The organism is Streptomyces kurssanovii (assembly GCF_040677245.1).
GTDB lineage: Bacteria > Actinomycetota > Actinomycetes > Streptomycetales > Streptomycetaceae > Streptomyces > Streptomyces kurssanovii.
Map to the genome: position 1 here is coordinate 1 of NZ_JBFAQK010000081.1, position 25,696 is coordinate 25,696.

Genomic DNA, 25,696 nt, shown 5'->3' on the forward strand with positions numbered 1-25,696 from the left:
CTGACTTTGTCAGCCCCGCCGGCGATTGAGGCGCGGGGGTCCGGGGGCGGAGCCCCCGGTTCGGGAAGGGGCGGGTAGGGGAACACGCCCGCCGCAGGCGACACGCACCCGCACCCGCGCCGCCCCGCCTCACCTCCCCGCCGACTCCCGGAAGCGGGTCGTCCGGTGGATCGGGTCCGTGTCGATCTGGGGGATCACGTGCTCCCCGATCAGGCGGATCGTCGTCATCGTGTCCTCGTAGGACACTCCGATCGGCAGGCCGAACGACAGCTGGTCCGCCCCCGCCTGCTCCCACCGCTTGCACTGCCGCAGCACCTCTCCCGGGTCGCCGCAGATCATCAGTTCCTCCGCTATCAGCAGTTCGATGATCTCCGCCGTGTACTCCGGCAGCAGTTCCGGCCACTCGGGGACACCGTCGGGGCGTGGGAACGTGTCGTGGTAGCGGAACAGCAGCGACTGGAGGTAGTTGAGGCCGCCGGACACCGCGATCTCGACCGCGCGTTCGTGCGTCTCCGCGCAGATCGCCGTCGACGTCACCATCACGTTGTCGTTGACGAAGGCGCCGACCGCCTTCGCCTCCTTCACCGCCGACTTGTACGAGTCGAGGACCCATTCCATGTCGGAGACCTTCTGGACGCTGAAGCCCAGCACGCCGAGGCCCTTCTTGCCGGCCATGGCGTACGAGGACGGCGATCCGGCCGCGTACCACATCGGCGGGTGGGCCGGCCCGTACGGTTTGGGGAGGACCTTCCGGGGCGGCAGGGACCAGTGCTTGCCCTGGAAGCCCACGTACTCGTCCTGGAGCCACATCTTGGGGAACTCGGCGATGGTCTCCTCCCAGATCTCCTTGGTGTGGTTCATGTCGGTGATGCCCGGCATGAACCCGAGGATCTCGTGGGACCCGGCGCCCCGTCCCGAGCCGAACTCGAAACGGCCCTGTGACAGGTGGTCGAGCATCGCGACCTTCTCCGCGACCTTGACCGGGTGGTTGACCGGGGCCAGGGGGTTGAAGATGCCGGAGCCGAGGTGGATGCGCTCGGTCGCGTGGGCGAGGTAGCCGAGGAAGACGTCGTTGGCCGACAGGTGCGAGTACTCCTCCAGGAAGTGGTGCTCGGAGGCCCAGGCGTACTTGAACCCGGACCTGTCCGCCTGGATGACGTACTCGGTCTCCTCCATCAGCGCCTTGTGCTCGGCGAGCGGGTCGGTCTCGGCGCGCTTGCCGAGGTATCCCTGAACAAAGAGGCCGAATTCCAAGGGGTTCACCGCCTATCGTTTCTGACGTACCGTCAGATCTGGATGGGTCCGACTGTTCCACCGGGTGCCTGCGCAGTCAAGAGAGCCGGGGCCCCGCACCGGACGGCGCAGAGCCGCCACCGCACGGGCCGCCACGGGACGGGGCCGCCTCGTCAGAGCACGCTGACGCCCGCCAGCCATCCGCCGTCGATCACGAACGGCTGGCCGGTGATGTACGAGGAGTCGTCGCCGGTCAGGAAGAGGGCGAGCCGCGCGACCTCCTCCGGCCGCCCGACCCGGCCGAGCGGCACCAGCGTGCGGTACAGGTCGCCGACCGCTTCCGGGTCCGTCCCCTCGGGGTTGCTCATCGGGGTGTCCACGGCGCCGGGGCACACGGCGTTGACCCGGATCCCCTTCCCCGCGAGCTCGAGCGCGGCGACCCTCGTCAGGCCGAGGATCGCGTGCTTGGAGGCCGCGTACGCACCCACGTAGGCCATGCCCGTCACCGCCGTGTACGAGGCCGTGTTCACGATCGTGCCGCCGCCCGCCGCCTCGATCTCCGGAGCGACGGCGCGGATACCGAGGAAGGTGCCGACCTGGTTGACCTGCGTGATCAGCTGGAACTCCTCCAGCGGGGTCGAGACCAGTTCGTTGAAGCGCAGGATGCCCGCGTTGTTGACCAGTCCGTCGATCCTGCCGAAGTGCTCCTTCGCGGTGGCGACGGCCGCGGTCCAGTCGGCCTCGCGGCTCACGTCGAGATGGACGTAGAGACCGCCGACCTCCTTGGCGAGCGGTTCGCCCAGCTCGTCGAGGACGTCGGCGAGGACGACCTTCGCGCCCTCCGCGGCGAAGAGTCTGGCCTCCTGCTCCCCCTGCCCGCGCGCGGCGCCGGTGACGAGTACGACGCGTCCGTCCAGCTTGCCCATGCCTGCTCCCTTGGTCAGTCGAGGTGGGGGGCGACGTCGGCGGCGAAGGCCGCCATCTGGTCGGTCAGTTCACCGCGGCTCCGGCTGCGGAACCGCACCTGGATCTGGTCCACGCCCATCACGGCGTAGGCCCGCAGGGACTCCGCGACCGCCGCGGGCTTGCCGGAGACCGTCCGGCGGCCGGTGTGCCGGCCTGGTTCGCCGATGTACAGCGGTTCCGTGATGGCGCCGATCACGAAGGGGCCCTCGATCCCCGCCGCCTCCCGGAGCTGCCGGAGCCGGGCGATCTGCGCCGGCAGCTTCTCGCGGGGGTCGCCCTGGGGCAGCCAGCCGTCGCCCTTGAGCGCGGCCCGTCGTACGGCGGCCGGCGAGGAGCCGCCGACCCAGAGGGGGACACGCGGCTGGGCCGGCCGCGGCCGCTGCCCGAGGTCCTTGAAGCGGAAGCGCTCGCCGCTGAACTCCGGGTACTCGCCGGGGCCGAGCGCGGCGCGCAGCGCGTCGACGCTCTCGTCGAGGACGGCTCCGCGGGCGTCGAAGTCGACGCCCAAGGCCTCGAACTCCTCCCGTACGTGCCCGGCGCCGACGCCGAGGACCAGCCGTCCGCCGGAGAGGTGGTCGAGGGTCGCGTACTGCTTGGCGGAGGCCAGGGGGTGGCGGAGTCCGACGACCGCGACATGGCTCAGCAGCCGTACCCGTTCGGTCACCCCGGCGAGGAAGGAGAGCGTGGCCACCGGGTCGTACCAGACCGTGGACATGGCGTCCGCGAGGCGGCGGGGGACGGCGACGTGGTCGCAGACGGCGACGTAGGAGAAGCCGGCCCGGTCGGCCGCCACGGCGACGGCGGCGAGGTCGTCCGGGCCGGCCTCGGTCTCCCAGGGCTCGGCGTAGAGGGTGCTCTGCGACTGGACCGGGAGCTGCATCCCGTACGCCACCATGGAGACTCCTCGAAGCTGACGTCCCGTCAGATGCGACGGCTGCCGCCATCGTCAGGGCTGACGCTCCATCAGGCAAGGGTGGCGCAGCGCCTTCAGCCGAGCAGCGCGTACACCGTCGAGGCGCGGGCGGCCGGTTCCGGGGCGCCCTGGGCGGTCATGGTGATGTCGGCGAAGGCCATGCGCTTGCCCAGCTTGGTGATCCGGGCGTCGACCAGGACGTCGGCGCCGACGACCGCGCGCATGAAGCTCGTCGACTGCTGGACCGTGGTCATGGGGACGAAGCCGCCCCGGGCCGACGACACGGCGATCACCGTCGCCGTGTCGGCCGCGGCCATCAGCGCCTGCCCGGACATCCCGCCGCCCTCCCGGGCGAGCCGGTCGGACCAGGGCAGCCGCAGCACGGCGCGCAGGTCGCCCGTCTCCTCGACGGACAGGCCGAGTTCGAGGACCCAGGGGGCGAAGCTGTCGGCGAGGATCTTGCCCGCTTCCGCGGTGGTGAGCGTCATGCCCCGATGGTGCCGGTCGCGACCCGTTCCGGGTAGACGGCCCGGGTGCGGCTGTCCCGTGAATCTTCGGCCACCCGTGTCATACCGGCCCGCTACGCCGAGTATCGACTGGCCCGCCACGCGAGGGAGGCGCATCATGACGGTGATGCTGGAACGCCCGACGACAGACGGCACCGACCCCCACCGCTTCGAGGAGCTGTGCGCAGCCCTCGACGAGCTGAACGTGCCCGACGGCTTCAACGCCGAGATCATCAGGGGGAACATCGTCGTGTCACCATCGTCGAAGGCGTACTACCTCGACGTCATGGATCTGGTCTGCGAGCAGCTGCGTCCCCGCCTTCCGGAGGGCCACCGGATCAGCTCCGCCCCCGCGCTCTACGTGTTCCCTGGCGTGGAACGGGCTTACGGTCCCGACGTCCATGCGGCTCATCGCCGGACGCGGCAGACGACAAGCCGCCACCTGGACGGAGAAGGGATCTCCTTCGTCGCCGAGTTGACCTCTCCCACGACGCGCGACGACGACCTCACCGACAAGGTCGAGCGCTACGGCAAGGCCGGCGTTCCTGTCTACCTCCTGCTCGACATGCAGGAGGACAGCGCCACCGTCTACTGGTCGCCGACCTCGAAGGGATATGCCTCCCCCTCACCGTGCCGTTCGGCGAGAAGATCCACATCCCTGCCCCGTTCGACTGCCACGTCGACACGACCGGGTTCCAGGCGCCCGGCGAGGGCTGACCGGTGGGCGTCAGCGGAGTTCGCCCTCCAGGAGGCCCATCGTGAACTGGTCGTACCACTTCCCGTCGCGGCGGAAGGACTGGCGCAGGCGGCCCTCCTCGACGAAGCCGACCTTCTTGTAGACCTGCTGCGCGGCCAGGTTCTCGGTGACCACCGTGAGCGAGATCTTGTGCAGGCGCATCGCGTCGAAGCCGTACCGGCACACCGTCCGCATGGCGTCGGTCGCGTAACCCTTCCTCCAGTAGTCCTTCTCGCCGAGGTAGATGTCGAGCTCCGCGATGCCGGTCTCCGGTTCCGCGTCGCGCAGGGCGACGAGCCCGATCAGCCGGCCGTCGCTCGACACCTCGACCCCGAGCAGCAGGTCGCCGTAGGTGTTGCGCGGGCGGTCGGCGAGCCACTTCTCCACGTGCTCCAGGGTCGAGGGGTGGTTGTCGTCCATCCAGCGCATGACGTCAGGGTCGTGGTTCCACCGCCACAGCGCCGCCGCGTCCGCCGGGCCCATCGCCCGCAGCTTCACCAGTTCTCCGAGCACCATGCCCGCCGCCCCCTTCGCTTCCGCCTGATCACGACACAGGTAGCACGCGGCGGGCGGGGCGCTCAACGCGATTGTCCGCCGGTGCCCTACGGGCCCGCCCACAGCCCGTCGTCGGTCAGCCCCAACAGGTCGATCGCGTTGCCCGCGACGATCCTTTCCACCACGTCCTGCGGCAGGTGGCCCATCTGGGACTCGCCGACCTCCTTCGACTTCGGCCAGGTCGAGTCGGAGTGCGGGTAGTCCGTCTCGTAGAGGACGTTCCCGGCACCGATCGCGTCCAGGTTCCTGAGGCCGAAGGCGTCGTCGAAGAAGCAGCCGTAGACGTGCTCGGCGAAGAGTTCGGACGGCGGCCGGGTGACCTTGTCCGCGACACCGCCCCAGGCGCGGTTCTCCTCCCAGACGACGTCCGCGCGCTCCAGGATGTACGGGATCCAGCCGATCTGCCCCTCCGCGTACATGACCCGCAGGCCGGGGAAGCGCTCGAACTTGCCGCTCATCAGCCAGTCGACCATGGAGAAGCAGCAGTTGGCGAAGGTGATGGTCGAGCCGACGGCGGGAGGCGCGTCCGCGGAGGTGGACGGCATGCGGCTGGAGGAGCCGATGTGCATGGCGATGACCGTGCCGGTCTCGTCGCACGCCGCGAGGAACGGGTCCCACGCGTCGGTGTGGACGGACGGGAGCCCGAGGTGCGGGGGTATCTCGGAGAAGGCGACGGCGCGCACGCCGCGCGCCGCGTTGCGGCGGACCTCCGCGGCCGCCAGTTCCGCGTCCCACAGAGGGATCAGGGTCAGCGGTACGAGCCGGCCCCGCGCCTCGGGGCCGCACCACTCCTCCACCATCCAGTCGTTGTAGGCCCGCACGCACAGCAGCCCGAGCTCCCGGTCGGCCGCCTCCGTGAAGGTCTGGCCGCAGAAGCGCGGGAAGGTGGGGAAGCAGAGCGCGGACCGGACATGGTTGACGTCCATGTCGGCGAGCCGCTCCGGGACGCTGTAGGAGCCCGGGCGCATCTGCTCGTAGGTGATGATCTCCAGCTTGATCTCGTCACGGTCGTAGCCGACGGCGGTGTCGAGCCGGGTGAGCGGGCGGTGCAGGTCCTCGTAGACCCACCAGTCGCCGACCGGCCCCTCGTCGCCGGCGGCTCCCATGACGGGGGCGAACCTGCCGCCCAGGAAGGTCATTTCCTTCAGGGGCGCCCGGACGATGCGGGGGCCTGTGCCGGCGTACTTCGACGGGAGCCGGTCCCGCCAGACGCCGGGGGGCTCCACCGTGTGATCGTCCACCGAGATGATCTTGGGGAAGGTCTCCATCGTTTCAAGGTAGCGCCGATCTGACGACCCGTCAGCTATCGGGGTGACCTCCATCGATCCGGGCCCGCTATACACTCCGTGTATACACACTGTGTATAGTCACGCAGGTACGGACGACCACCGGCCTCGCGGCCGCATTCCGTACGCCCGGCACACCGCCGCACCACCGCGCCACCACGAACGGGGAGACTCACCATGCCCTCAAGGACGTACAGAACCGGGTCCAGGGTTGTTCCGGCCCTCGCCGCGGCCCTCACGCTGACCCTCGCGCTCACCGGCTGCTCCGTCGACAGCACCTCGCCCGCGGACGCCCGCTCCGACGCCGCGGGCTCCGACGGGAAGCCGCTCGCGAGCGAGAAGGGCCAGGGCTCCGGTTCACCGTCCGTCGACTGCGAGAAGGCCATGTGCATAGCGCTCACCTTCGACGCGGGTCCCGGCAAGGACACCCCCCGACTGCTCGACCACCTCGCGAAGGAGAAGGTGCCCGCCACCTTCTTCCTGCTCGGCAAGAACCACGTGCTCAAGTACCCCCACGTGGTGCGCCGCCTCGCCGCGGAAGGCCACGAGGTCGCCAACCACACCTGGACCCACCAGCGGCTCGACAAGCTCGACAAGGAACAGATACGCGCCGAACTCGGCCGCACCCAGGACGCCATAGAGGAGATCACCGGCGAGAAGCCGCGGCTGATGCGCCCGCCGCAGGGCCGCACCGACGACGAGGTGAAGGCCGTCAGCAAGGAGCTCGGCCTCTCCCAGGTCCTGTGGAGCGCCACCGCCAAGGACTACTCCACCACCGACAGCGAGCTCATCAAGAAGCGCATCCTCGACCAGGCCGGACGCGACGGCATCATCCTGCTGCACGACATCTACGACGGAACGGTCCCCGCCGTGCCCGGGATCATCGCCGAGCTGAAGAAGCGCGGTTACACCTTCGTCACGGTCACCCAGCTGCTCGCACCGGCCGCACCCGAACCCGGCACGGTCTATCGCCCCTGATCAGAGCGGGCCGGACGGCCAGGCGGACGGACAGCAGACGCAGCCGCCCCGCTGCTGACGCGGCCGCCCCCAACAAGGCAGACTGTCGAGGGCGATTCCGGCAGTACCGGCAGGGGGCACCTATGGACCGTGACAGCGGGCCACGCGTACCGAACCAGCGCGCTCCGCTCGGGAGCGAGGACGCCGAGCTGTACTTCAGCGTGCTCGGACCGGTACGGGTGCGGCGGGGTGGAGAGACCCTGCCGCCCGGCTCGCCGCAGCAGCGCGCCCTGCTGGTCGCGCTGCTGCTCCGCGACGGGCGCACCGCCACCGCCCACGAACTGATCGACGCGATCTGGGGCGAGGAACCCCCGTCCCAGGCACTCGCCGCCGTCCGCACGTACGCCTCCCGGCTGCGCAAGGCACTCGACCCGGACACCCTGGTCAGCGAGTCGGGCGGCTACGCGCTGCGTATCGGCCGGGACGCCCTCGACCTCGCCGTCGCGCAGGAGCTCGCGGCGGAGGCGTACAAGGCGAACGCCGCCGGTGACCGCACCCAGGCCCGGGCGCTGCTCAACAAGGTGCTGAACCTGTGGGACGGCGAGCCGCTCGCCAACGTGCCCGGGCCGTACGCGGAGAACCAGCGCACCCGGCTCGTCGAATGGGGTCTGCAACTCCTCGAGACCCGGCTCGACATCGACCTCGAGGTCGGCCGGCACGCCGAGGCCGTCTCCGAGCTGACGGCGCTCACCGCGACCCACCCCCTGCGTGAGCGGCTGCGTGAGCTGCTGATGCTCGCCCTGTACCGCAGCGGACGCCAGGCGGAAGCACTCGCCGTCTATGCCGACACCCGCCGGCTGCTCGCCGATGAACTGGGCGTCGACCCGCGTCCCGAACTCTCCAGCCTCCAGCAGCGCATCCTGCGGGCCGACGCCGAACTCGCCCGCCCGCAGGAGGAGACCGCCCCCGCCCCGCAGACCACCCGGCCCGCCCAGCTGCCCGCCACCGTGCCGGACTTCACCGGCCGGTCGTCCTTCGTGCAGGAGCTGGGCGGCCAACTGGCGACCGCGGAGGGCTCGGTGATGGCGGTGTCCGCCCTCGCGGGCATCGGCGGCGTCGGCAAGACCACCCTGGCCGTCCATGTGGCCCACCAGGCGCGCAAGCACTTCCCCGACGGACAGCTGTACGTCGACCTCCAGGGCACCGGCAACCGGTCCGCGGAGCCCGAGACGGTGCTCGGCGCGTTCCTGCGCGCCCTGGGCACACCCGACTCGGCGATCCCGGACACACTGGACGAGCGCGCGGCCCTCTACCGCTCCGCCCTGGACGGGCGGCGGATCCTGGTGCTGCTCGACAACGCCCGCGACGCCGCCCAGGTACGGCCCCTGCTGCCCGGCACGGCCGGCTGTGCCGCGCTGATCACCAGCCGGGTGCGGATGGTCGACCTGGCCGGAGCGCACCTGGTGGACCTGGACGTGATGTCCCCCGAGGAGGCCCTCCAGCTGTTCACCCGGATCGTCGGGGCGGAGAGGGTCGGCGCGGAACGCGACGCCGCGCTGGACGTGGTCGCGGCATGCGGCTTCCTGCCGCTCGCCATCCGTATCGCCGCCTCACGGCTGGCGGCCCGCCGCACCTGGACCGTCTCGGTCCTCGCGGCCAAGCTGGCCGACGGACGGCGCCGCCTCGACGAGCTCCAGGCCGGCGACCTGGCGGTGAAGGCCACCTTCGAACTCGGCTACGGCCAGCTGGAGCCGGCCCAGGCCAGGGCGTTTTGCCTGCTGGGCCTGGCGGACGGCCCCGACATCTCGCTCGCCGCGGCGGCCGCCGTGCTGGAACTGCCGCCGCACGAGACGGAGGACCTGCTCGAGGCACTGGTCGACACGTCCCTGCTGGAGTCCGCGGCGCCGGGCCGGTACCGCTACCACGACCTGGTGCGGCTCTACGCGCGTGCATGCGCGGAGCGGGACGAGTCGCCCGAGGCGCGGGAGGCCGCCGTCTCCCACCTGCTGGACTTCTATCTGGCGACGGCGGCCCGGGTCTTCGCCATGGAACGGCCGGGCGACCGGCTCGTGGTCCATCTGGAGCCGACGGGTGACGCCGGGCTCGAGTTCGCGCGCCTGGAAGACGCCCAGGACTGGCTCTACGCGGAGGCCCACTGCCTCCTGGCCTGCGCCCGCCAGGCGTCCCCCGGACCGCAGTTGCGACGGGCGGTGGATCTGCTGTGGGCGGTCCAGAACCTCGCCGAGTCCGGGGCGAACTCGAAGGTCTACGAGTCCGTGGCCTGCGGAGCGGTCGAGGCCGCGCGGGCCGCCGGCGACACCCGGACCGAAGGCCGGGCCCGGACGTCGATGACCAACGTCCATCTCACGGCGGGCCGTTACGACGAGGCGGACGAGGAGGCCGCCCGGGCGGCGGTCCTCGCCCGCTCGGTGAACGACCCGGCGCCGGTCTACTGGTCGGACAACGACCGGGGCATCATCGCCTTCATACAGGGGCGCAACCAGGAGGCCGAGGAGCACCTGCGCCGCGCCATGGAGGGTTCGCGCCTCGACGGCAATCTGCCCGGCGAGGCGAGCGCCCTGTCCAACCTCTCCCGCATCCACGTCGCCACCGGCCGCATCACCCAGGCGATCTCCCTCGCGGAGCAGGGCATCGCCATCTACGACAGGATCGGCCACACCCTGCGGCTGGCCAACGCCCGCTACGCCCTCGGTGTGGCGCTGACGCAGGCCGGCCGCCACACGGACGCCCTGGAGCAACTGTCGGAGGCGCTGCGCCTGTTCGAGTCGAACCGGCAGCGCCTGTGGGAGGGCACGGCGCACTTCCGCATCGCTCAGGCGCATCTGTCCGCACGCCGCCCGGCACGGGCCGCGCAGCACGCGGAACAGGCCCTCGCGATGGGCTGCATCGGCGGCGACCGTACCCGCGGCAAGGTGCTGACGACGCTGGGACTGGCCCTGGACGCGCTCGGTCAGGCGGACCGTGCGCGCGCGTGCTGGCGTGACGCGCTGTTCCTCCACGAGCAGACGGGCGCGGCGGAGGCGGAAGAGGTCCGCGCGCTGCTCGAGCCGCTGAGCGGTGCCGCCTGACGGCTCGCCGTGCACGCCCGGTCCCGGCAGGGTCCGGAAAGAGGGACGCGGGAACACGGCAGGGGCGGGGGCAGGGCGTTCATCGAATGTTTATGCTCGTCCGACATGCTTCAAGCATTCGATCCGTCGCGTCGGGGGGCAGACGGATCACACGGGCCGGCGCCTCAGCGGGTGACAGGTCCACCGGCCTTCCGTCCGGCGACCCTCGGGGGAGTCGCCGGCCGGAAGGCCCTCCGGTCATCGGACATCCCATGGGGGACGACATGAGCACGAACAAGCAGAACCGCGAAGAGATCACCACGATGGGCGACCACCACGCGCCCGCCCCGCCGGCCGACGGCATCACCACCATGGGTGACCACCACGCGCCGGCGCCGCCGGCCGACGGCATCACCACGCTGGGCGACCACCACGCCCCGGTCCCGCCCGCCGACACCACCATCACGACCATGGGTGACCACCACGCCCCGGCGCCGCCGAAGGGCTGACACGAAGCCAACCACGACGGGGAACGGCCGCGGCGGCGCGGAGGGGGAGCCGCCGCGGCCGTGGCATGTCTCCGATCGGACGGCCCCGACTGTGTCCTGAGCCACACTCAGACACTTCGACAACAATGGGCCACCGACCGGACAAAATCAAAGGATCTTCGACGGAAACCGAGCGCAACCGCTCAGCGGCAGTGTGTACTTGGCGAGGCGCCTCACGGCGCCCCCCACACCCTGCTCTCCCGAGGTCTAATTCGATGATCGAGATACCGGACCTGGCCGCCGGCGGCCTGGCCGCCGGGACGTTGTCGGCGTTCGTCCTGGGAGGCGGGCTCGTCCGCTCCCGGCGTGAACGGGCCCGGCAGCGCGCGGAGATCGCCACGCTCCGGTCGCATCTCGACGCCGCCCGGCACGAAGTGGACCGTGCCGCACAGGCCTTCGCCGCCGAGATCGCCCACCTCGCCGCGGAGCGGATGCCCGCGGAGGCCACCCGGACCGCCCACCCGCACGTCCGGGTGCCCGGACCGCTCGGGCCGGCGGGAGCCGGGACGGAGGCCGTGCTCGAAGCGCTGCGTACCGCCATGGCCCAGGAACGCAAACGCGTCGACGCCGCCGCCCGCGCCGGCATGCGCGGCGCGACCCGCGAGATCCAGGCCGGGCTCTACCGGCTCCAGGACGTGCTGCGCGGGCTCCAGCAGCGCTACGACGACCCGGAGCTGGCGCAGACCCTCTTCGCCCTCGACCACGAGAACGAGCAGTCGCTGCGTCGCGCCCAGGTCGCCGCCGTCGTGTGCGGGGCATGGGTGGGGCTCGCCCGCGAGGAGTCGCACCTCGTCGACGCCGTCACGGGCGGACAGGCGAGGCTCGTCGGCTACCACCGGGTCCAGGTGCACAACCACCTCGAGCCGGGCACCGCGCTCGTGTCGCACGCGGTCGAGCCGGTGGCGATCATCGTCGCCGAGCTGCTCGACAACGCGCTGCGCCACTCCTCGCCGGACACCGCCGTGGTGGTGAACCTCGAACGCGTCCACCACGGCGTCTCGGTGACCGTCGACGACGCGGGCGTCGGCATGGCGAGCGACGAACGGGCCGCCGCACAGCGGCTGGTGGCCGGGGACGACCCGATCCTGCTGTCCGACCTCGGCGACCCGCCCCGGATGGGACTGGCGGCGATCGGGCGGCTCACGCGGCAGTTCGACGTCTCCGTGGACCTGTCCACGCCGTCGCCCTACGGGGGTGTACGAGCCGTGCTGCTCGTCAAGAGCCATCTGCTGAGCCGGATCGACCCGGTCCTGCACCCGCCCGCCGTCAGCGCCGCCCGCTCCACCCGGAGTTCGGCGGAGCCCGAACTCGCGGCCGAGCAGGCAGGGCCCCTCGCGGAGCAGACGCCGCCGGCCCGGCAGGCGCCGCACGACCGGCAGGCGCATCCCGCCGCCCCCGGACCGCACGCCGCCCCCGAACCGCTCTCCGCGCAGCCGCGGCTCCCCGCGCCCGCCACCCGTGCCACGCCTTCGGCCGCCGCCTCGGCGCCGCACGGCGACGAGCCCGTCCACGAGCCGGTGCCCGACCCCCCGGAGGACGGCGACCAGCTCCCGCAGCGCCGCCGCCGGGTCCGCGCCGAAGCATCCGCCGCGGCACCCGCCCCCGAACCGGCCGCGCCCGCCGCACCCGCCCGCACCCCCGAGGAGTCCGCCGCGGCGCTCGGGGCGCTGCAGTCCGCAACAGCTGCGGCGCGCAACGCCGCAGAGACCGAAGGGAACGACCCCCGATGACCAGCCGCGACCCCGGTGAAGCCGCCTGGGTGCTCGATCCGATCCTCGAAATCCCGCATGTCCGGGCCGCCGCGCTGCTGACCAGGGACGGGCTCGTCTCCGGTTACTCCGCCGCGCTCTCCCAGGACTCGGCGGAGCGCGTCGCAGCGATCATCAGCACCGTCCAGGGGGCGTGCCGTACCGCCGCGGCCGCGTTCGCCGACGAGGACGCCGCCCTCCTGCGGCAGGTGGTCATCGAGTCCGACCACGGCTACATCCTGGTCGCGCCCACCGACCACGGCACGTGCGTGGCCGCGTACGGCAGCCCGGAGGTACGCCTCGATCTGCTGGGCCACCGGGTCCACTCCCAGGTCGCCCGGCTCGGTGAGAAGGCCATGGCCGCGGCGCCCCGGGTGGCCGACGGCGGCACAGCGGTATGACCGGCCGCCGGAGCGGCCGCCCCCTGGTGCCCGCCTACCTGTCCACCGGCGGGGTGGCGCGGCCCAGTCGCAACAGCCTGGAGCGCCTGTCGGTGCTGACCGGCGCCGGCGGGCCCGCGCCCACCGGTCTGCCCGCCGCCCAGCACGCTGTGCTGGAGGCGCTCGACGGGGGTTCGCTGACCGTGGTGGAGACGGCCGCCCTGCTGAAGCTGCCGGTCTCCGCGGTCCGCGTGCTGGCCGCCGCCCTGATCGACCAGGGCCTGGTGCGCGCACGCCCACCGGTCCCCTCCGCCGCCCTGCCCGACCGTGACCTTCTGAAGAGAGTGGCCGATGGCCTCCGCGCCCTCAAGCTTTAGCCCGCCCGCGCGCTCCGGCCCGTCCTCCCGTGAGCGCGGCTCCGAGGCCGGTCCGTATCTGCCCGACACCGCGCGGGAACTGGTCAAGATCCTTGTCGCCGGCCCGTTCGGCGTCGGCAAGACGACACTGATCGACTCCGTCTCCGAGATCCGGCCGCTGCACACCGAGGAACATCTGACGCAGGCGTCGGTCGCGGTCGACGACCTGGCCGGGGTGCGCGACAAGACGACGACGACCGTCGCCATCGACTTCGGGCGGATCTCGCTGGGCGGCGGGATCGTGCTCTACCTCTTCGGCACCCCCGGCCAGGAACGTTTCCGCTCCCTGTGGAACGACATCGCCTACGGGGCGCTCGGCGCGCTCGTGCTCGTCGACAGCCGCCGTATCGACGACTCCTTCGACGTCCTCGGCATGGTCGAGGAGTCGGGACTGCCGTACGCGGTCGCGCTGAACACCTTCCCCGACTCGAAGAACTACGGCGAGGAGCAGCTTCGCCGCGCCCTCGACCTCGAGCACGACACCCCGCTGGTGATGTGCGACGCCCGCGACACCAACTCGTCCGTCGACGCGCTGCTCGCCCTGGTCCAGCACCTCATCGACCGCAACAGCCGCCGGACGGAGCTCCGTTGAACGCCTATCCTGCCCGCGCCGACGCGTTCTCGCTGTCCGCGCCCGTACGACTGTGGGAAGAGGGCTTCGCGGCCGACCCGCACGCCTACTACGCGGCGCTGCGGGCGCAGGGTCCGGTCGGCTGGGCGGAACTCGCCCCCGGTGTGCCGGCCTACGTCGTCACCGACCGCCGTGCCGCCCTCGACCTGCTGCACGACACGGAGACCTGGTCGCACGACCCGCGTCCCTGGGAGTCCACCGTCCCGGAGGACTCCCCCGTCCTCGGCATGATGCGCTGGCGGCCCAACACCCTTTTCGCGGACGGTGACGCACACGTCCGCTACCGGCGCAGCTTCACGGATGCGTTCGACCTGGTGGAGCCGCACGACCTGCGCGAACGCGTCCATCACGCGGTGGACGTGCTCGTCGGCCGTTTCGGCCCCGCCGGCTCCGCGGACCTCGTCACCGAGTTCGCCCGGCCACTCATGGCGCTGATCTTCAACAACCTCTTCGGGCTGCCCGACAGCGAGTCCGGCCGGCTCGACGCCGCGCTCGGCGCCATGATGGAGGGCGGTGACCGCGCGGCGGAGGGCGAGGCCGAGTACGGCAGGTACGTGCTGGAGCTGATCGCCGCCAAGTCGGTGCATCGCGGGCCCGACATCACCAGCCGGCTGCTGGACCACCCGCTGGGCCTCACGCCGGAGGAGGTCACCTGGCAGGTCTTCCTCACCCTCGGGGCGGGCCACGAGCCGAGCGCCAATCTCGTCTCCAACGCGCTCTCGCGGATCCTCGGCAACCCCGACTACTACTCCACCCTCACCAGTGGCTCCCGGCCGGTGATGGACGCGGTCCTCGAGGTGCTCCGCTACGAGACCCCGCTGTCGAACTACGGCATCCACTTCGCCCGCGAGTCCGTGTCCTTCCACGGCGTCTGGGTGCAGGCGGCGGTCCCGGTCGTCGTCTCGTACGGAGCGCTGGGCCACTTCGCCGAGCAGGACTTCGCCGGGACGCACCACCGCCACGACGCCTCGCACCTGTCGTTCTCCGCGGGAGAGCACGCCTGCCCCGTGAAGCAGCCCGCCCTGCTGATCGCCACGGAGGCCATCGAGCGCCTCACCCAGTGGCTGCCGGATCTTCAGCCGGTCGTACCGCGTGAGCGGCTCAGCTGGCGGCCGGGCCCGTTCCACCGTTCGCTGACGGCGCTGCCCGTCAGATTCACACCTCACAGCCCCGACCAGGCAGGAGACCGTTCATGACCGTGTCCACCCGTGTGGCCGTCGATCCGTTCGGTGCCGACATCATCGCCGAGTGCGCGAAGCTGCGTTCCCTCGGTCCGGTGGTGCCGGTCGAGCTGCCCGGCGGCATACCCGCCTGGGCGCCGACCGGTTACGACACCCTCAAGGCCCTGATCCTCGACCCCCGGGTCAGCAAGGACCCGCGTCAGCACTGGTCGCTCTTCCCCGAGATCGGCGAGCGCCCCGAGTGGGGCTGGATCCTCGGCTGGGTCGGCGTGGTCAACATGCTGTCCACCTACGGCAGCGACCACACCCGGCTGCGCAAGCTCGTCGCCCCCAGCTTCACCGCCCGGCGCACCGAGGCGATGCGCGACCGCGTGGAGGCCATCACCGAGGAGCTGCTGACCGAGCTGGACGCGGCCGGCGCGAACGGCGAAGTGGTGGACGTGAAGGCCGCGTTCGCTCATCCGCTGCCCATGCGGATGATCTGCGAGCTGTTCGGCGTGCCCGAGCATCTGCGCGAGGCCACCGGCCGGCTGATCGCCGCGCTCATGGACACCTCCGACCCGAGCCCGGAGCAGGCGGCCTGGGTCCAGGAGCAGATCGGCACGGTCCTCGGCTCGCTCATCGGGTACAAGACCGAGCACCCCGGCGACGACATGACGACCGAGCTGATCCGGGTCCGCGACGAGGACGGCGACCGGCTCAGTGACGAGGAGCTCCTCTACACCCTGCTCCTCGTCATCGGCGCCGGCTTCGAGACGACGGTCAATCTGATCGGCAACGCCGTCGTCGCGCTGCTCGAGCACCCCGAGCAGCTGGCCGCCGTCAGGGCCGGTGCGATCAGCTGGGAGCAGGTGATCGAGGAGGTCCTGCGGGTCCGTCCGTCGATCGCCTCGCTCCCGCTGCGGTTCGCGGTGTCCGACATCACCGTCGGCGGGGTCACCGTCCCGGCGGGCGACGCGATCCTGACGACGTACGCGGCCGCGGGCAACGACCCGGCGCGCTACGGCGAGGACGCGGCGGCCTTCGACGCCACGCGCGCGGCCGACGACCATCTGTCCTTCGGTGTCGGTGTGCACCGCTGTATCGGCGCCCCGCTGGCCCGTATGGAGGCGATGACCGCGCTGCCGGCGTTCTTCGACCGCTACCCGGGCCTGACCGCCGCGTTCACGTCCGACGAGCTGAAGCAGGTGCCCTCGTTCATCGCGTACGGATGGCGGGAGATCCCGGTCCGCCTCCACGGCTGACCACCACAGACGGGCCCGGCCCGGTGCCGCGAGAGCGCGGGACCGGGCCGGTGCCGCGCTCAGCCGCCGTGCCGGGCGCGCAGCTCGGTCTTCAGCACCTTTCCGCTCGCGTTGCGGGGCAGGCCGGCCATGAACTCCACGTGCCGAGGCACCTTGTAGTTCGCCATCTCCCGCCGTGACCAGGCGATCAGGTCGTCGGAGGTGAGCGTCGAGCCCGGCCTTCGGACCGCGTACGCCTTGCCCACCTCGCCGAGCCGTTCGTCGGGCACGCCGACGACGGCGACGTCCGCGACGTCCGGGTGCCGGCCGAGCAGTTGCTCGATCTCCGCGGGGTAGGCGTTGAAGCCGCCGACGATGAACATGTCCTTGATCCGGTCGGTGATGCGCAGGTTCCCCGCCTCGTCCAGGACCCCGACGTCGCCGGTGCGCAGCCAGCCGTCCGGAGTGATCGCGCGGGCCGTGGCCTCCGCGTCCTCGAAGTAGCCGCGCATGACGTTGTGCCCGCGCACCAGTACCTCCCCCGGCTCCCCCGGCGGCGCGAGGACGCGGACCTCCGTGCCCGGTATCGCACGGCCGGAGGTGGCGGCGACGGTGGCGGGGGCGTCGCCCCGGCGGCACATGGTCACGATGCCGCTCGCCTCCGAGAGTCCGTAGGCGGTCAGGACGGTCGGGACGCGCAGTTCGTCGCGGAGTCGTTCCACCAGGTCGAGCGGGACGACTGCGGCGCCGGTGACGACGAGGCGCAGTGAGCTCAGGTCGTGCCGGGCGCGTGCCGGGTGGTCGAGCAGCGACCGGTGCAGGGTCGGCGGGCCGGGGAGCACGGAGATGCGTTCCGCGGCGATGTTCGCGAGGACGGTCTCCACGTTGAAGACGGGCTGGGGGATCATCGTGGCGCCGCGGGTGAGGCAGGCGATGATGCCCGCCTTGTAGCCGAAGGTGTGGAAGAACGGGTTCACGATCAGGTAGCGGTCGCCCTCGCGCAGGCCCGCGAGTTCGCTCCACAGGTCGTAGCAGCGCAGCGTCTGGGCGTGGGTGATGACGGCGCCTTTGGGGCGGCCGGTGGTGCCGGAGGTGAAGACGAGGTCGGAGGGGTCGTCGGCGGTGACGGTTGCGGCGCGCTCCCGCACCTGTCGTGCGCCGACTCCGTCGCCGCCCGCGAGGAAGTCCTTCCAGGTGCGGTACTCCTGCGGCGCGCTCTCGGCGAGGACGACCACCTGCTCGAGGTCGGGGAGCTCCACGCCGCAGCGGCGCAGGGAGGCGACGTAGGAGGTGCCGAGGAAGGTGCCGGTGACGAAGAGGAGTCCGGCGCGCGAGCGCCGGAGGACGTCGGCCGCCTCGGCGCCCTTGAACCGGGTGTTGAGGGGGACGAGGACGGCCCCCGCGGTGACGGCACCGAGCGCGCAGACGATCCAGTCGAGGGTGTTGGGCGCCCAGACGGCGACCCGGTCCCCCTTGCGGACGCCGGAGGCGATGCACGCGGCGGCGGCGCGTTCGACCCGTTCGCCGAGCTCGGCGTACGGGACGCGGGTGCGCCCGTCGACGACGGCCTCGCGCCGCCCGTACCGCAGGGCGGCACTTCTCACCAGCTCCGGGACGGTCCCCCATGCCAGGTCGCCGCGTCGCATCACATGCCTCCCGTACGTCCCCGCGCAATAGCTGACGGTACGTCAGATTAGCTGTACGCTCCGGCCATGGCGACCCTCAAGGACAAGGCGGCGATCGTCGGGATCGGCTCGACGGCCTTCGCCGGACGACTGCCCGAACCGGAGAAGACACTGGCCTGCCGCGCGGTCCTCGCCGCTCTCGACGACGCCGGCATCGCCCCCTCCGAGGTGGACGGCTTCGCCTCGTACACCATGGAGGACACCGAGGAGGTTGAGCTCGCCAAGGCCGTCGGCGCGGGCGACGTCACCTTCTTCTCCAAGGTCGGCTACGGGGGCGGCGGCTCCTGCGCCACCGTCGCCCACCTGGCCGGAGCCGTCGCCACCGGACAGGCGACCGTCGGCGTGGCCTGGCGCTCGCGCAAACGCGGCTCGGGCCCGCGCCCCTGGACGAACACCACGGCACAGCTGCCGACCCCGGCCCAGTGGACCCGCCCCTTCGGGCTGCTGCGGCCCGTCGACGAGATCGGCATGCTCGCCCGCCGCTACATGCACGAGTACGGCGCGACCCGCGACCACTTCTTCAACGTGGCCCTCGCCTGCCGCAACCGTGCCAACCAGAACCCCGCCGCGATGATGTACGAACGCCCGCTCACCCGCGAGATGTACATGACCGCCCGCTGGATCAGCGAGCCGCTCTGCCTCTTCGACAACTGCCTCGAGACGGACGGCGCGCTCGCCTGCGTGATCGTGAGCGCCGAACGCGCCCGCGACTGCCGGCACGGACCCGTCTACGTCCACTCCGCCGCCCAGGGCCTGCCCGCCCAGCACCACGGAATGGTCAACTACTGGAACGACGACCCGCTCACCGGCCCCGCCTGGACGGCCGCCCGGCACCTGTGGAAGCAGGCCGACTTCGGGCCGGACGACGTCCATGTGGCCCAGATCTACGACGCGTTCACCCCTCTCATTCCGCTGTCGCTGGAGGGCTACGGCTTCTGCGGGCGGGGCGAGGGCGCGGCCTTCACCGAGGGCGGAGCGCTGGAGATCGGCGGGCGGCTGCCCCTGAACACCGCGGGCGGCGGACTCAGCGAGGCCTACGTGCACGGCTTCAACCTGATCAACGAAGGCGTCAAGCAACTGCGGGGCGCCTCGACGGCCCAGGTGCCGGACGCGCGGACCTGCCTGGTGACGGCGGGCGAGGGCGTACCGACGTCGGCCCTTCTGCTGAGGAGCTGAGATGCTGCGACCGGTCATCGACGACGACGGCGCGCCCTTCTGGAAGTACGCGGCGCGCGGCGAACTGCGCGTCCAGGCCTGCGCCGCACCCGCCTGCGGCGAACCCCGCTTCCCGCCGCGCCCCTGCTGCCCGCACTGCGGGTCCTTCGACAGCGAGTGGCGCCGGATGAGCGGCCGGGGCCGTATCTGGTCGTTCGTGTTCCCGCACCCGCCGCTGCTGCCCGGCTACGCCGAACAGGCCCCCTACAACGCGGTCGTCGTCGAACTGCTCGACGCCCCCCGCATCCGGCTCGCCGGCAACGTGGTCGCCGCCCCGGACGCGCCACTGAACTCCGTCGCCCCGGCCCGGCTGCGCATCGGTGCCGGAGTGCGCGTGGTGTTCACCCGGGACGGGCTGCCCCGCTGGCGGCTGGAGCGCGCATGAGCCTGCGCGTGGAGAGGGACAAGGACAGCGGCGTCGCCCTGGTCACCCTCGACCGGCCCGCCGTACTCAACGCGATCGACCTGGAGACGGCGGCCGAACTGGGAGCGGCCTGGCGGGAGTTCCGCCACGACGACGCGGTCCGGGCAGCGGTGGTCACGGGCGCGGGCACCAGGGCGTTCTGCACGGGCGTCGACCGCTCGGCAGAGGTGCCGCAGCCGTCCTCGCCGTACTCCCTCGACGATCCGCTGCTGGGGATCGGCCCCAAGGCGAACGACCTGTGGAAGCCGGTGATCGCGGCCGTGGAGGGCATGGCCTGCGGCGGGGCGTTCTACCTGCTCGGCGAGAGCGAGTTCGTGATCGCCTCGCACGAGGCGACGTTCTTCGACCCGCACACCACGTACGGGATGGTCAGCGCCTACGAGTCCGTCTTCATGGCCCAGCGGATGCCGGCCGGTGAGGTGGCGCGGACGGCCCTGATGGGCACGGCGGAGCGGTTGACGGCACGCCGAGCGTACGAGGTGGGCCTGGTCTCCGAGCTGACGGAGCCCGGCGGCGCGGCAGCGGCGGCCCTGCGGGCCGCGGCGGTGATCGCGTCGCTTCCGACGGACGCCGTCCAGGGGACGGTGCGCGCCGTGTGGTCGGCCACCGAGGCGTCACGGTCCCGGGCGCTCTCCCTCGCCCCGCACCTGGTCACGCTCGGCAACCTGCCGCCGGGGCGGCAGGCCGAGCTGTTCGAGCAGGGGCGGGGCAAGGGCGGTTTCCGGCTGCGCTAGCGCCCGATCGGGCGCCGCGGCGTCCGCCGGTCAGCTGCGGGAAGCGCGCGAGACCTCGCACTTGGTGTACTCGGAGCCGTTGCCGGAGCCGGTGTACGGGGTGCTGAGCACGGTGGTCTCCGAGGCGCCCGCGGCGACGGCGATCGCCGACTCGCTCGCGGTGGCCGGGACGGCCGTGCCGCCGACGCCACCGGTGAACTTCATGGTGACGTCGTAGTCGTAGTCCAGCGAGTCACTGTTGTTGATGGTGATCTTCGCGGTGAGTGCCTTCGTGGCGTCGTCGTACTTGCACTCGTCGATGGTGATGTCGCGTGCGGCCTTGTCGGCGCTGGACCCACCGGGGACGGAGACGCCGCCGGTGCTGCCGCTGTCGTCGTCGCGGTGGCTGCCGCCGCCGCTCGAAGAGCTGCTGGAGTTGTCACAGCCACCACCGCCGGAGCCACGGGCCCCGGTCAGTGCGACGAGCGCGATTCCGAAGACGGCAATGGCGCGGACATGACGGATCTTCACGTTTCAACCCCCGTTGAAAGTGTCGGCGAATGGGGCCCGGTTGACGAGCGCACGTCACCCTAGCAGCGTCACGGGGCACTTCCGGACACGAGAACGCCGACGGCGGTCACCCTCGCGAGGGGACCGCCGTCGGCGTGACAGGACTCGCGCCCGGCACCGGGCGGGCAGTTCCGCGGGCCGCTACTTCGCCGGCTTCTTGCCCGTAATGCCGAGGTGCACCAACAGGGCCAGATTCGGCTTGAGTTCGGCCTGCTTGACACCCCAGGTCGTGAAGCCCTTCTGGTGCGAGGCGACCGCGGCAAGCATCGCCACCAGCGATCCGGCCATCGCTCCCGGGCTGACGTCCTTGTCGACCTTGCCCTTGCCCTGGAGCTCCTTGACGGCGTCCGAGAGGGAGTTGGTGACCGAGGTCAGGATCTTCATGCGGATCTTGTAGAAACGTTTGTCGCCCTCGGCGGCACCGAGATCGACCACGCGGAGAATGGCGTCGTTGCGGCGCCAGAAGTCGAGGAAGCCCTCGACCAGTTCCTCCGCCGTCTGCCAGCCCGCCTTGCCGACCCAGGAGCGGCCGGAGACCAGCTCGGTCAACTCGGCGCCCTCCTTGGCCATTTCCTCGGCGATTTCGAGAACGGCGCCCTCGACATCCGGGAAGTACTGGTAGAACGTCGCCGGTGAAGTGCCCGCCTTCCGGGCCACATCGATGACTTTGACGTCCCGGTACGGCGACGAGCTGAGCATCTCGCTGAGGCAGTCGAGCAGTTTCTGCCGCGTCGCCTGCCCGCGTCGGCCGGCTACCCGGCCGTCGACGGTGCGCACTTGTCCTGTCATGCCGTCAGCTTACCGAGGGGTGATCGGCGCGCGATTCGGCCGACTGCAAATGGGGTGCCGACCACGGACGGCAATAGTGTTATCAACAGCCTGTGGACAACTTCGGTGGACAACTCGACGGAACCGGTCCCGCCGGAAGCGCCCCACACACCCCTTTCGACCGTTCACCCCTTGCCATAGCGGCACATATCGCCCATACGTTCGAATTGATTCCGCGCGCCCCGCGTGATGCGCCGTTAGCTTGATGGTGACGGGCACCACACCCAGGGAAGGAATCAGGTCCATGGCCGCATTCGCAGAGGGCACGCCGTGCTGGGTGGACGCATCGCTCCCCGACGTGGAGGCGGGCAAGCGCTTCTACGGCGAGCTCTTCGGCTGGACCTTCAGCGAACGGGGCGGCGGCAACGTCCCCGGCGGCGTCCGCGGCCGTTACGCCGACGCGTTCAGCGACGGACGGCTGGTCGGCGCGCTGACTCCCAAGCGGGACGGCCGTATGCCCACCGTCTGGGGCGTCTACTTCGCCACCCCCGACGCCGCGGCCCTCGGCAGACGCATCGCCGACCACGGCGGCCGGCTGATCAACGACCCGCTGCCCGTCGACTCCGCGGGGATCTCCGCGGTCGCCGCGGACCCCGGCGGCGCGGTGTTCGGCCTGTGGCAGGCGGGCACCCGGCAGGGCTTCGAGAAACAGGGCGAGCCGAACTCGTTCTGCTGGACCGAGGTGTACACCCGGGACCACGAGCGCGCGGACGACTTCTACGAGTCCGTGTTCCACTTCCAGGGCACGGACCTCACCGGCACGATGGCCGGCTTCCGCATGTGGTCGCCGGCCGGTACGGAGCCGGGGGAGAACACGGCAGTCGGCGGACGCAGCACCATCACGGACGAGTTCCCGCCGGAGATGCCCGACCACTTCCTCGTCTACTTCTGCGTCACCGACTGCGACGCGACGGCCGAGTCCGTCGTCCGCCTCGGCGGCCGGGTCCGCACCGTACCGTCCGACACCCCGTACGGGCGGATCGCCGTGGTCGGCGACAACCAAGGGGCGACCTTCGCCGTGCTGGCCGAGCCGGACCGCTCGGACGCGCCCGGCGGGACGCGGGAGGCGGCGAGCGGCGGGACGCGGCCGGAGTCCGGTACGGGAGGGACCCATAGGCCCGGCCGCGAGCCCTCCGAAGAGGACGGAGAAGCCGCCAAGAGCGCTTGAAGCGACAATGTGAGCGACCAGGGACGGCCGGTCCGCCCGCCCGCACCGGCCCGGCGCGCCGGGTCCCGGCCGGTGACAGCACTCCAGGATCGGTGACAGCGCTCACAGAGGTGCCCGAAACGCGGTGAGACACCCCGATCCGCCCCCGGGTTCGCAACCGTGGCTCCGTACAGGAAGAATCAGGGTGCTCACCGCTGAGGGGCTCGATGGTGAGACCCTGCACGGGGCTGTAAGTGACGGGCTCCATTTCGTGGGAGCCCGTACGGGGAGGTGGCACGCAGGTATGGAGCAGCTGACGCAGCACGACCCGAGACGGATCGGTCCGTTCGAGGTGCTGGGCCGGCTCGGTGCCGGTGGCATGGGACTGGTCTATCTCGCGAGGTCGGCGTCCGGCCGCCGGGTCGCGATCAAGACCGTGCGGACCGAGCTCGCGGAGGACCAGCTGTTCCGTGTCCGCTTCACGCGCGAGGTGGAGGCGGCCCGCGCGGTCAGCGGCTTCTACACCGCCGCCGTGGTCGACGCCGACCCGCGCGCCGCGGTGCCGTGGCTGGCCACCGCGTACGTCCCCGCGCCCTCCCTCGAGGAGATCATCAACGAGTGCGGGCCCCTGCCCGCCCAGGCCGTCCGATGGCTCGCGGCGGGCATCGCGGAGGCGCTGCAGTCCATCCACGGCGCGGGCCTCGTGCACCGCGACCTCAAGCCGTCCAACGTGCTGGTGGTGGAGGACGGGCCGCGCGTCATCGACTTCGGTATCGCGTCCGGCGTCTCGAACACCCGGCTGACGATGACCAACGTCGCCGTCGGCACGCCCGCGTACATGTCGCCGGAGCAGGCGCGCGACTCCCGCAGCGTGACCGGTGCCAGCGATGTCTTCTCACTCGGCTCCACCCTGGTCTTCGCGGCCACCGGACACGCGCCGTTCCACGGCGCGAACCCCGTGGAGACCGTCTTCATGCTGCTGCGCGAAGGCCCGGACCTCGAAGGGCTCCCGGACGAGCTGCGGCCGCTGATCGACTCCTGCATGCAGATGGAGGCGGGGCTGCGACCGATGCCCGAGGACCTTCAGGCGCAGCTCGCGCCCCATCTCTTCTCCTCCGGCGGCGACGACAGCGGCACCGCCTCGGCGTGGCTGCCGACGTCCGCGACCGCCATGATCGAGACCCGTCGCGGTGGCGGCCGCCCGCCGGCCGTGTCCCCGCGCCCCGCGCCCTCGCGTCCCACCCCGCCGCCCGTCCCGCCGGCGCCTCCGCAGCCGCAGGCGGTGCCCCCGCAGTCCCTGGGCGGCCCGGTGCGGCTGCCCGGCTCCAACGTGCCCATCGGGCCGGGACCCCGGGTCGCCGACACCGGCCGCGCCATGGTGGCGGAGGCAGGACCGGCCACCGGCTGGGTGCGGCCGCCCGCCGGACCGGGCGGTACGGACGCCCCCGGCGGCGCGGTTGCCGCGCCTCCGGCACCCGTCCCGCCCCCCGCGCAGGCGCCGGAACCCGGCCCCGCCCACTGGCGGCCCTGGCGTTTCCGCATGTCGAACGACGTGTGGGGAACACCGGTCGTCGACGGTGACCTGCTGTACGTCACCTCGTTCGAGGTGCACGCTCTGGACGTGGGGACCGGCCGCCGCCAGTTCAAGACGCGGGACGTGGCCTGGGCGATGGCCGTGGCCGCCGGCCGTATCCACGCCTCCGACGGTCCGACGCTGTACGCGCTCGACGCCGCCACCGGCAACGAACGCTGGCGGCTCCAGACCGACGCCTGGGTGTACTCCCTCAAGGTCGACCGAGGCACCGTCCTCACCGGCACCCGCGGCGGCGGCGTACAGGCGTGGGAGGCCTCCAACGGCGAGAAGCTGTGGGAGATCACCGGCGCCCAGAGCGACTTCGAGACGCCGGAGTCCGGCCCCGCGATCTTCGGCGACACGGTGTACGTGTGGAAGGACGCGCGGCTGCGCGCCCTCGAGGCCCGCACCGGCGACGAACGCTGGTCGTACCCGATCGGGGACGCCGCCTCGTGCGGGAACGTGCCCGTACGGGTGCAGCCGGCGCCCGACGGCTACGTGTACGTCTCCGCCGGCACGCGGGTGCTCGCCGTCGACATCACGTCCGGACTGGTGCGCTGGCACTTCGAGGCGCCCGCGGTGTTCCTCTCGCCGCCCGCGTTCGCGCCCGGCCCCGCCGTGACCGGCGGCGGCGTGTACCTCGCCGACTACCTCGGCACCGTGTACGCGCTCGACGCCACCACCGGCAAGGACCGGTGGCGCATCGCCACGGAGTCCCGCCAGTCCAGCGAGCCGGTACTCGTCGCGGCCGGCAACGTCCACGTCGGCAGCGGCTCGGCGCTCTACACCCTGGACGCCGTGACCGGCACCCCGATGTGGCGCTTCGCGGCCGGCGGCGAGGTCGTCGGCACACCGGTCGTCGCGGACGGCCGCGTCCACTTCGGCTCCGCCGACCACGTCCTCTACACGCTCGACGCGAGCGGCGGCCAGCTCCGCTGGAAGCTGGCGACCGGCGGCGAGATCACGGGGTCGCCGGTGGCGCGGAACGGTGTCGTGTACGCGTGCAGCAAGGACCGGTGCGTGTACGCGCTGGACGCGGTGAAGGGCACGGCGACGGGCCGCGGCGCGGCGCCGCGCTGACGCGTCCCGCCTGCGGCGGGCCTGTTCCCCACCCCGCCCCATCCCGCTGTACCGATGTGCGGGTTCGGTAGTGGACCCCGAAGAAAACAGAGACAAGTGAAACTATAGTGTTAT

23 protein-coding genes and 1 pseudogene are annotated in these 25,696 nt (G+C 71.8%); 15 read left to right on the forward strand and 9 right to left on the reverse strand.

What is annotated here, in order from left to right:
* Nucleotides 1–129: 129 nt before the first annotated feature.
* The 4 genes from AB0K36_RS32430 to AB0K36_RS32445 form a co-directional block, all read right to left on the reverse strand.
* Entirely contained in the window at nt 130–1,254 is a 1,125-nt protein-coding gene (locus AB0K36_RS32430) for an LLM class flavin-dependent oxidoreductase (RefSeq protein WP_189468957.1), read from the reverse strand.
* Nucleotides 1,255–1,406: 152 nt separating this feature from the next.
* Nucleotides 1,407–2,159, reverse strand: coding sequence for an SDR family NAD(P)-dependent oxidoreductase (locus AB0K36_RS32435; protein ID WP_364601044.1), 753 nt, complete (start codon nt 2,157–2,159; stop codon nt 1,407–1,409).
* 14 nt (nt 2,160–2,173) lie between these two features.
* A complete protein-coding gene (locus AB0K36_RS32440; protein WP_364601046.1) occupies nt 2,174–3,094 on the reverse strand; it encodes a TIGR03619 family F420-dependent LLM class oxidoreductase in 921 nt (306 codons plus the stop codon).
* Between the two features lie 92 nt (nt 3,095–3,186).
* A complete protein-coding gene (locus AB0K36_RS32445; RefSeq protein WP_364601048.1) occupies nt 3,187–3,600 on the reverse strand; it encodes a PaaI family thioesterase in 414 nt (137 codons plus the stop codon).
* Nucleotides 3,601–3,736: 136 nt separating this feature from the next.
* Between AB0K36_RS32445 and AB0K36_RS32450 the strand changes: the two are divergent.
* Nucleotides 3,737–4,335, forward strand: a pseudogene (locus AB0K36_RS32450) (Uma2 family endonuclease).
* Between the two features lie 10 nt (nt 4,336–4,345).
* Here the strand turns inward: AB0K36_RS32450 and AB0K36_RS32455 are convergent.
* Together AB0K36_RS32455 and AB0K36_RS32460 are read right to left on the reverse strand one after the other, a co-directional pair.
* A complete protein-coding gene (locus AB0K36_RS32455; protein WP_364601050.1) occupies nt 4,346–4,870 on the reverse strand; it encodes a GNAT family N-acetyltransferase in 525 nt (174 codons plus the stop codon).
* Between the two features lie 86 nt (nt 4,871–4,956).
* Complete coding sequence (locus AB0K36_RS32460) at nt 4,957–6,177, reverse strand: amidohydrolase family protein (RefSeq protein WP_364601052.1); 1,221 nt, start codon at nt 6,175–6,177, stop codon at nt 4,957–4,959.
* A gap of 195 nt (nt 6,178–6,372) precedes the next feature.
* Between AB0K36_RS32460 and AB0K36_RS32465 the strand changes: the two genes are divergently transcribed.
* From AB0K36_RS32465 to AB0K36_RS32505, 9 genes are all read left to right on the forward strand, one after another.
* Nucleotides 6,373–7,173, forward strand: a complete 801-nt coding sequence (locus AB0K36_RS32465; RefSeq protein ID WP_364601053.1) for a polysaccharide deacetylase family protein — start codon at nt 6,373–6,375, stop codon at nt 7,171–7,173.
* Between the two features lie 122 nt (nt 7,174–7,295).
* Nucleotides 7,296–10,241 (forward strand): SARP-family global regulator AfsR, encoded by a 2,946-nt coding sequence (gene afsR / locus AB0K36_RS32470; protein ID WP_364601055.1) that lies wholly within the window; start codon nt 7,296–7,298, stop codon nt 10,239–10,241.
* A 263-nt stretch (nt 10,242–10,504) separates the two neighbouring features.
* Nucleotides 10,505–10,729: a sigma-like protein gene (locus tag AB0K36_RS32475; RefSeq protein WP_364601057.1), complete on the forward strand. Its 225-nt coding sequence runs from the start codon at nt 10,505–10,507 to the stop codon at nt 10,727–10,729.
* A 254-nt stretch (nt 10,730–10,983) separates the two neighbouring features.
* Entirely contained in the window at nt 10,984–12,498 is a 1,515-nt protein-coding gene (locus AB0K36_RS32480; protein ID WP_364601058.1) for an ATP-binding protein, read from the forward strand.
* Nucleotides 12,495–12,917, forward strand: coding sequence for a roadblock/LC7 domain-containing protein (locus tag AB0K36_RS32485; RefSeq protein WP_364601060.1), 423 nt, complete (start codon nt 12,495–12,497; stop codon nt 12,915–12,917). Before AB0K36_RS32480 ends, AB0K36_RS32485 begins: the two co-directional genes overlap by 4 nt.
* The gene (locus AB0K36_RS32490) at nt 12,914–13,273 is read left to right on the forward strand and encodes a DUF742 domain-containing protein (protein WP_189468933.1); all 360 of its coding nucleotides are present in this window, start codon (nt 12,914–12,916) and stop codon (nt 13,271–13,273) included. Before AB0K36_RS32485 ends, AB0K36_RS32490 begins: the two co-directional genes overlap by 4 nt.
* Nucleotides 13,248–13,904, forward strand: a complete 657-nt coding sequence (locus AB0K36_RS32495) for a GTP-binding protein (protein WP_364601062.1) — start codon at nt 13,248–13,250, stop codon at nt 13,902–13,904. Before AB0K36_RS32490 ends, AB0K36_RS32495 begins: the two co-directional genes overlap by 26 nt.
* On the forward strand, nt 13,901–15,139 hold the full coding sequence (locus AB0K36_RS32500) for a cytochrome P450 (protein ID WP_364601064.1): 1,239 nt from the start codon (nt 13,901–13,903) through the stop codon (nt 15,137–15,139). The genes AB0K36_RS32495 and AB0K36_RS32500 overlap by 4 nt, the downstream gene beginning before the upstream one ends.
* On the forward strand, nt 15,136–16,368 hold the full coding sequence (locus tag AB0K36_RS32505) for a cytochrome P450 family protein (RefSeq protein WP_364601066.1): 1,233 nt from the start codon (nt 15,136–15,138) through the stop codon (nt 16,366–16,368). The genes AB0K36_RS32500 and AB0K36_RS32505 overlap by 4 nt, the downstream gene beginning before the upstream one ends.
* 59 nt (nt 16,369–16,427) lie before the next feature.
* On the opposite strand, the gene AB0K36_RS32510 is transcribed toward AB0K36_RS32505, so the two are convergent.
* Nucleotides 16,428–17,993, reverse strand: a complete 1,566-nt coding sequence (locus tag AB0K36_RS32510; RefSeq protein ID WP_364601068.1) for a FadD3 family acyl-CoA ligase — start codon at nt 17,991–17,993, stop codon at nt 16,428–16,430.
* A 66-nt stretch (nt 17,994–18,059) separates the two neighbouring features.
* Between AB0K36_RS32510 and AB0K36_RS32515 the strand changes: the two genes are divergently transcribed.
* From AB0K36_RS32515 to AB0K36_RS32525, 3 genes are read left to right on the forward strand one after another with little or no spacing between them, the layout of a single operon-like run.
* The gene (locus AB0K36_RS32515) at nt 18,060–19,208 is read left to right on the forward strand and encodes a lipid-transfer protein (RefSeq protein WP_364601070.1); all 1,149 of its coding nucleotides are present in this window, start codon (nt 18,060–18,062) and stop codon (nt 19,206–19,208) included.
* Between the two features lies 1 nt (nt 19,209).
* Entirely contained in the window at nt 19,210–19,632 is a 423-nt protein-coding gene (locus AB0K36_RS32520; RefSeq protein WP_364601072.1) for a Zn-ribbon domain-containing OB-fold protein, read from the forward strand.
* The gene (locus AB0K36_RS32525) at nt 19,629–20,405 is read left to right on the forward strand and encodes an enoyl-CoA hydratase/isomerase family protein (RefSeq protein WP_364601074.1); all 777 of its coding nucleotides are present in this window, start codon (nt 19,629–19,631) and stop codon (nt 20,403–20,405) included. The genes AB0K36_RS32520 and AB0K36_RS32525 overlap by 4 nt, the downstream gene beginning before the upstream one ends.
* Nucleotides 20,406–20,435: 30 nt before the next feature.
* On the opposite strand, the gene AB0K36_RS32530 is transcribed toward AB0K36_RS32525, so the two are convergent.
* On the reverse strand, nt 20,436–20,915 hold the full coding sequence (locus AB0K36_RS32530; RefSeq protein WP_364601076.1) for a hypothetical protein: 480 nt from the start codon (nt 20,913–20,915) through the stop codon (nt 20,436–20,438).
* A 180-nt stretch (nt 20,916–21,095) separates the two neighbouring features.
* Entirely contained in the window at nt 21,096–21,743 is a 648-nt protein-coding gene (locus AB0K36_RS32535) for a TetR family transcriptional regulator (RefSeq protein ID WP_159690860.1), read from the reverse strand.
* Nucleotides 21,744–22,026: 283 nt separating this feature from the next.
* On the opposite strand from AB0K36_RS32535, the gene kbpA reads away from it, so the two are divergent.
* Complete coding sequence (gene kbpA, locus AB0K36_RS32540; RefSeq protein ID WP_364601078.1) at nt 22,027–22,950, forward strand: AfsK-binding protein KbpA; 924 nt, start codon at nt 22,027–22,029, stop codon at nt 22,948–22,950.
* A gap of 283 nt (nt 22,951–23,233) precedes the next feature.
* Nucleotides 23,234–25,582: an outer membrane protein assembly factor BamB family protein gene (locus tag AB0K36_RS32545; RefSeq protein ID WP_364601080.1), complete on the forward strand. Its 2,349-nt coding sequence runs from the start codon at nt 23,234–23,236 to the stop codon at nt 25,580–25,582.
* Nucleotides 25,583–25,696: the final 114 nt, after the last annotated feature.

Excerpts from the sequence above, each read along its gene's own strand:
- AB0K36_RS32435 (WP_364601044.1), bottom strand. The coding sequence starts at position 2,159 with ATGGGCAAGCTGGACGGACGCGTCGTACTCGTCACCGGCGCCGCGCGC.
- AB0K36_RS32440 (WP_364601046.1), bottom strand. The coding sequence starts at position 3,094 with ATGGTGGCGTACGGGATGCAGCTCCCGGTCCAGTCGCAGAGCACCCTC.
- AB0K36_RS32445 (WP_364601048.1), bottom strand. The coding sequence starts at position 3,600 with ATGACGCTCACCACCGCGGAAGCGGGCAAGATCCTCGCCGACAGCTTC.
- AB0K36_RS32455 (WP_364601050.1), bottom strand. The coding sequence starts at position 4,870 with ATGGTGCTCGGAGAACTGGTGAAGCTGCGGGCGATGGGCCCGGCGGAC.
- AB0K36_RS32460 (WP_364601052.1), bottom strand. The coding sequence starts at position 6,177 with ATGGAGACCTTCCCCAAGATCATCTCGGTGGACGATCACACGGTGGAG.
- AB0K36_RS32465 (WP_364601053.1), top strand. The coding sequence starts at position 6,373 with ATGCCCTCAAGGACGTACAGAACCGGGTCCAGGGTTGTTCCGGCCCTC.
- afsR (WP_364601055.1), top strand. The coding sequence starts at position 7,296 with ATGGACCGTGACAGCGGGCCACGCGTACCGAACCAGCGCGCTCCGCTC.
- AB0K36_RS32475 (WP_364601057.1), top strand. The coding sequence starts at position 10,505 with ATGAGCACGAACAAGCAGAACCGCGAAGAGATCACCACGATGGGCGAC.
- AB0K36_RS32480 (WP_364601058.1), top strand. The coding sequence starts at position 10,984 with ATGATCGAGATACCGGACCTGGCCGCCGGCGGCCTGGCCGCCGGGACG.
- AB0K36_RS32485 (WP_364601060.1), top strand. The coding sequence starts at position 12,495 with ATGACCAGCCGCGACCCCGGTGAAGCCGCCTGGGTGCTCGATCCGATC.
- AB0K36_RS32490 (WP_189468933.1), top strand. The coding sequence starts at position 12,914 with ATGACCGGCCGCCGGAGCGGCCGCCCCCTGGTGCCCGCCTACCTGTCC.
- AB0K36_RS32495 (WP_364601062.1), top strand. The coding sequence starts at position 13,248 with ATGGCCTCCGCGCCCTCAAGCTTTAGCCCGCCCGCGCGCTCCGGCCCG.
- AB0K36_RS32505 (WP_364601066.1), top strand. The coding sequence starts at position 15,136 with ATGACCGTGTCCACCCGTGTGGCCGTCGATCCGTTCGGTGCCGACATC.
- AB0K36_RS32510 (WP_364601068.1), bottom strand. The coding sequence starts at position 17,993 with ATGCGACGCGGCGACCTGGCATGGGGGACCGTCCCGGAGCTGGTGAGA.
- AB0K36_RS32515 (WP_364601070.1), top strand. The coding sequence starts at position 18,060 with ATGGCGACCCTCAAGGACAAGGCGGCGATCGTCGGGATCGGCTCGACG.
- AB0K36_RS32520 (WP_364601072.1), top strand. The coding sequence starts at position 19,210 with ATGCTGCGACCGGTCATCGACGACGACGGCGCGCCCTTCTGGAAGTAC.
- AB0K36_RS32525 (WP_364601074.1), top strand. The coding sequence starts at position 19,629 with ATGAGCCTGCGCGTGGAGAGGGACAAGGACAGCGGCGTCGCCCTGGTC.
- AB0K36_RS32535 (WP_159690860.1), bottom strand. The coding sequence starts at position 21,743 with ATGACAGGACAAGTGCGCACCGTCGACGGCCGGGTAGCCGGCCGACGC.
- kbpA (WP_364601078.1), top strand. The coding sequence starts at position 22,027 with ATGGCCGCATTCGCAGAGGGCACGCCGTGCTGGGTGGACGCATCGCTC.
- AB0K36_RS32545 (WP_364601080.1), top strand. The coding sequence starts at position 23,234 with ATGGAGCAGCTGACGCAGCACGACCCGAGACGGATCGGTCCGTTCGAG.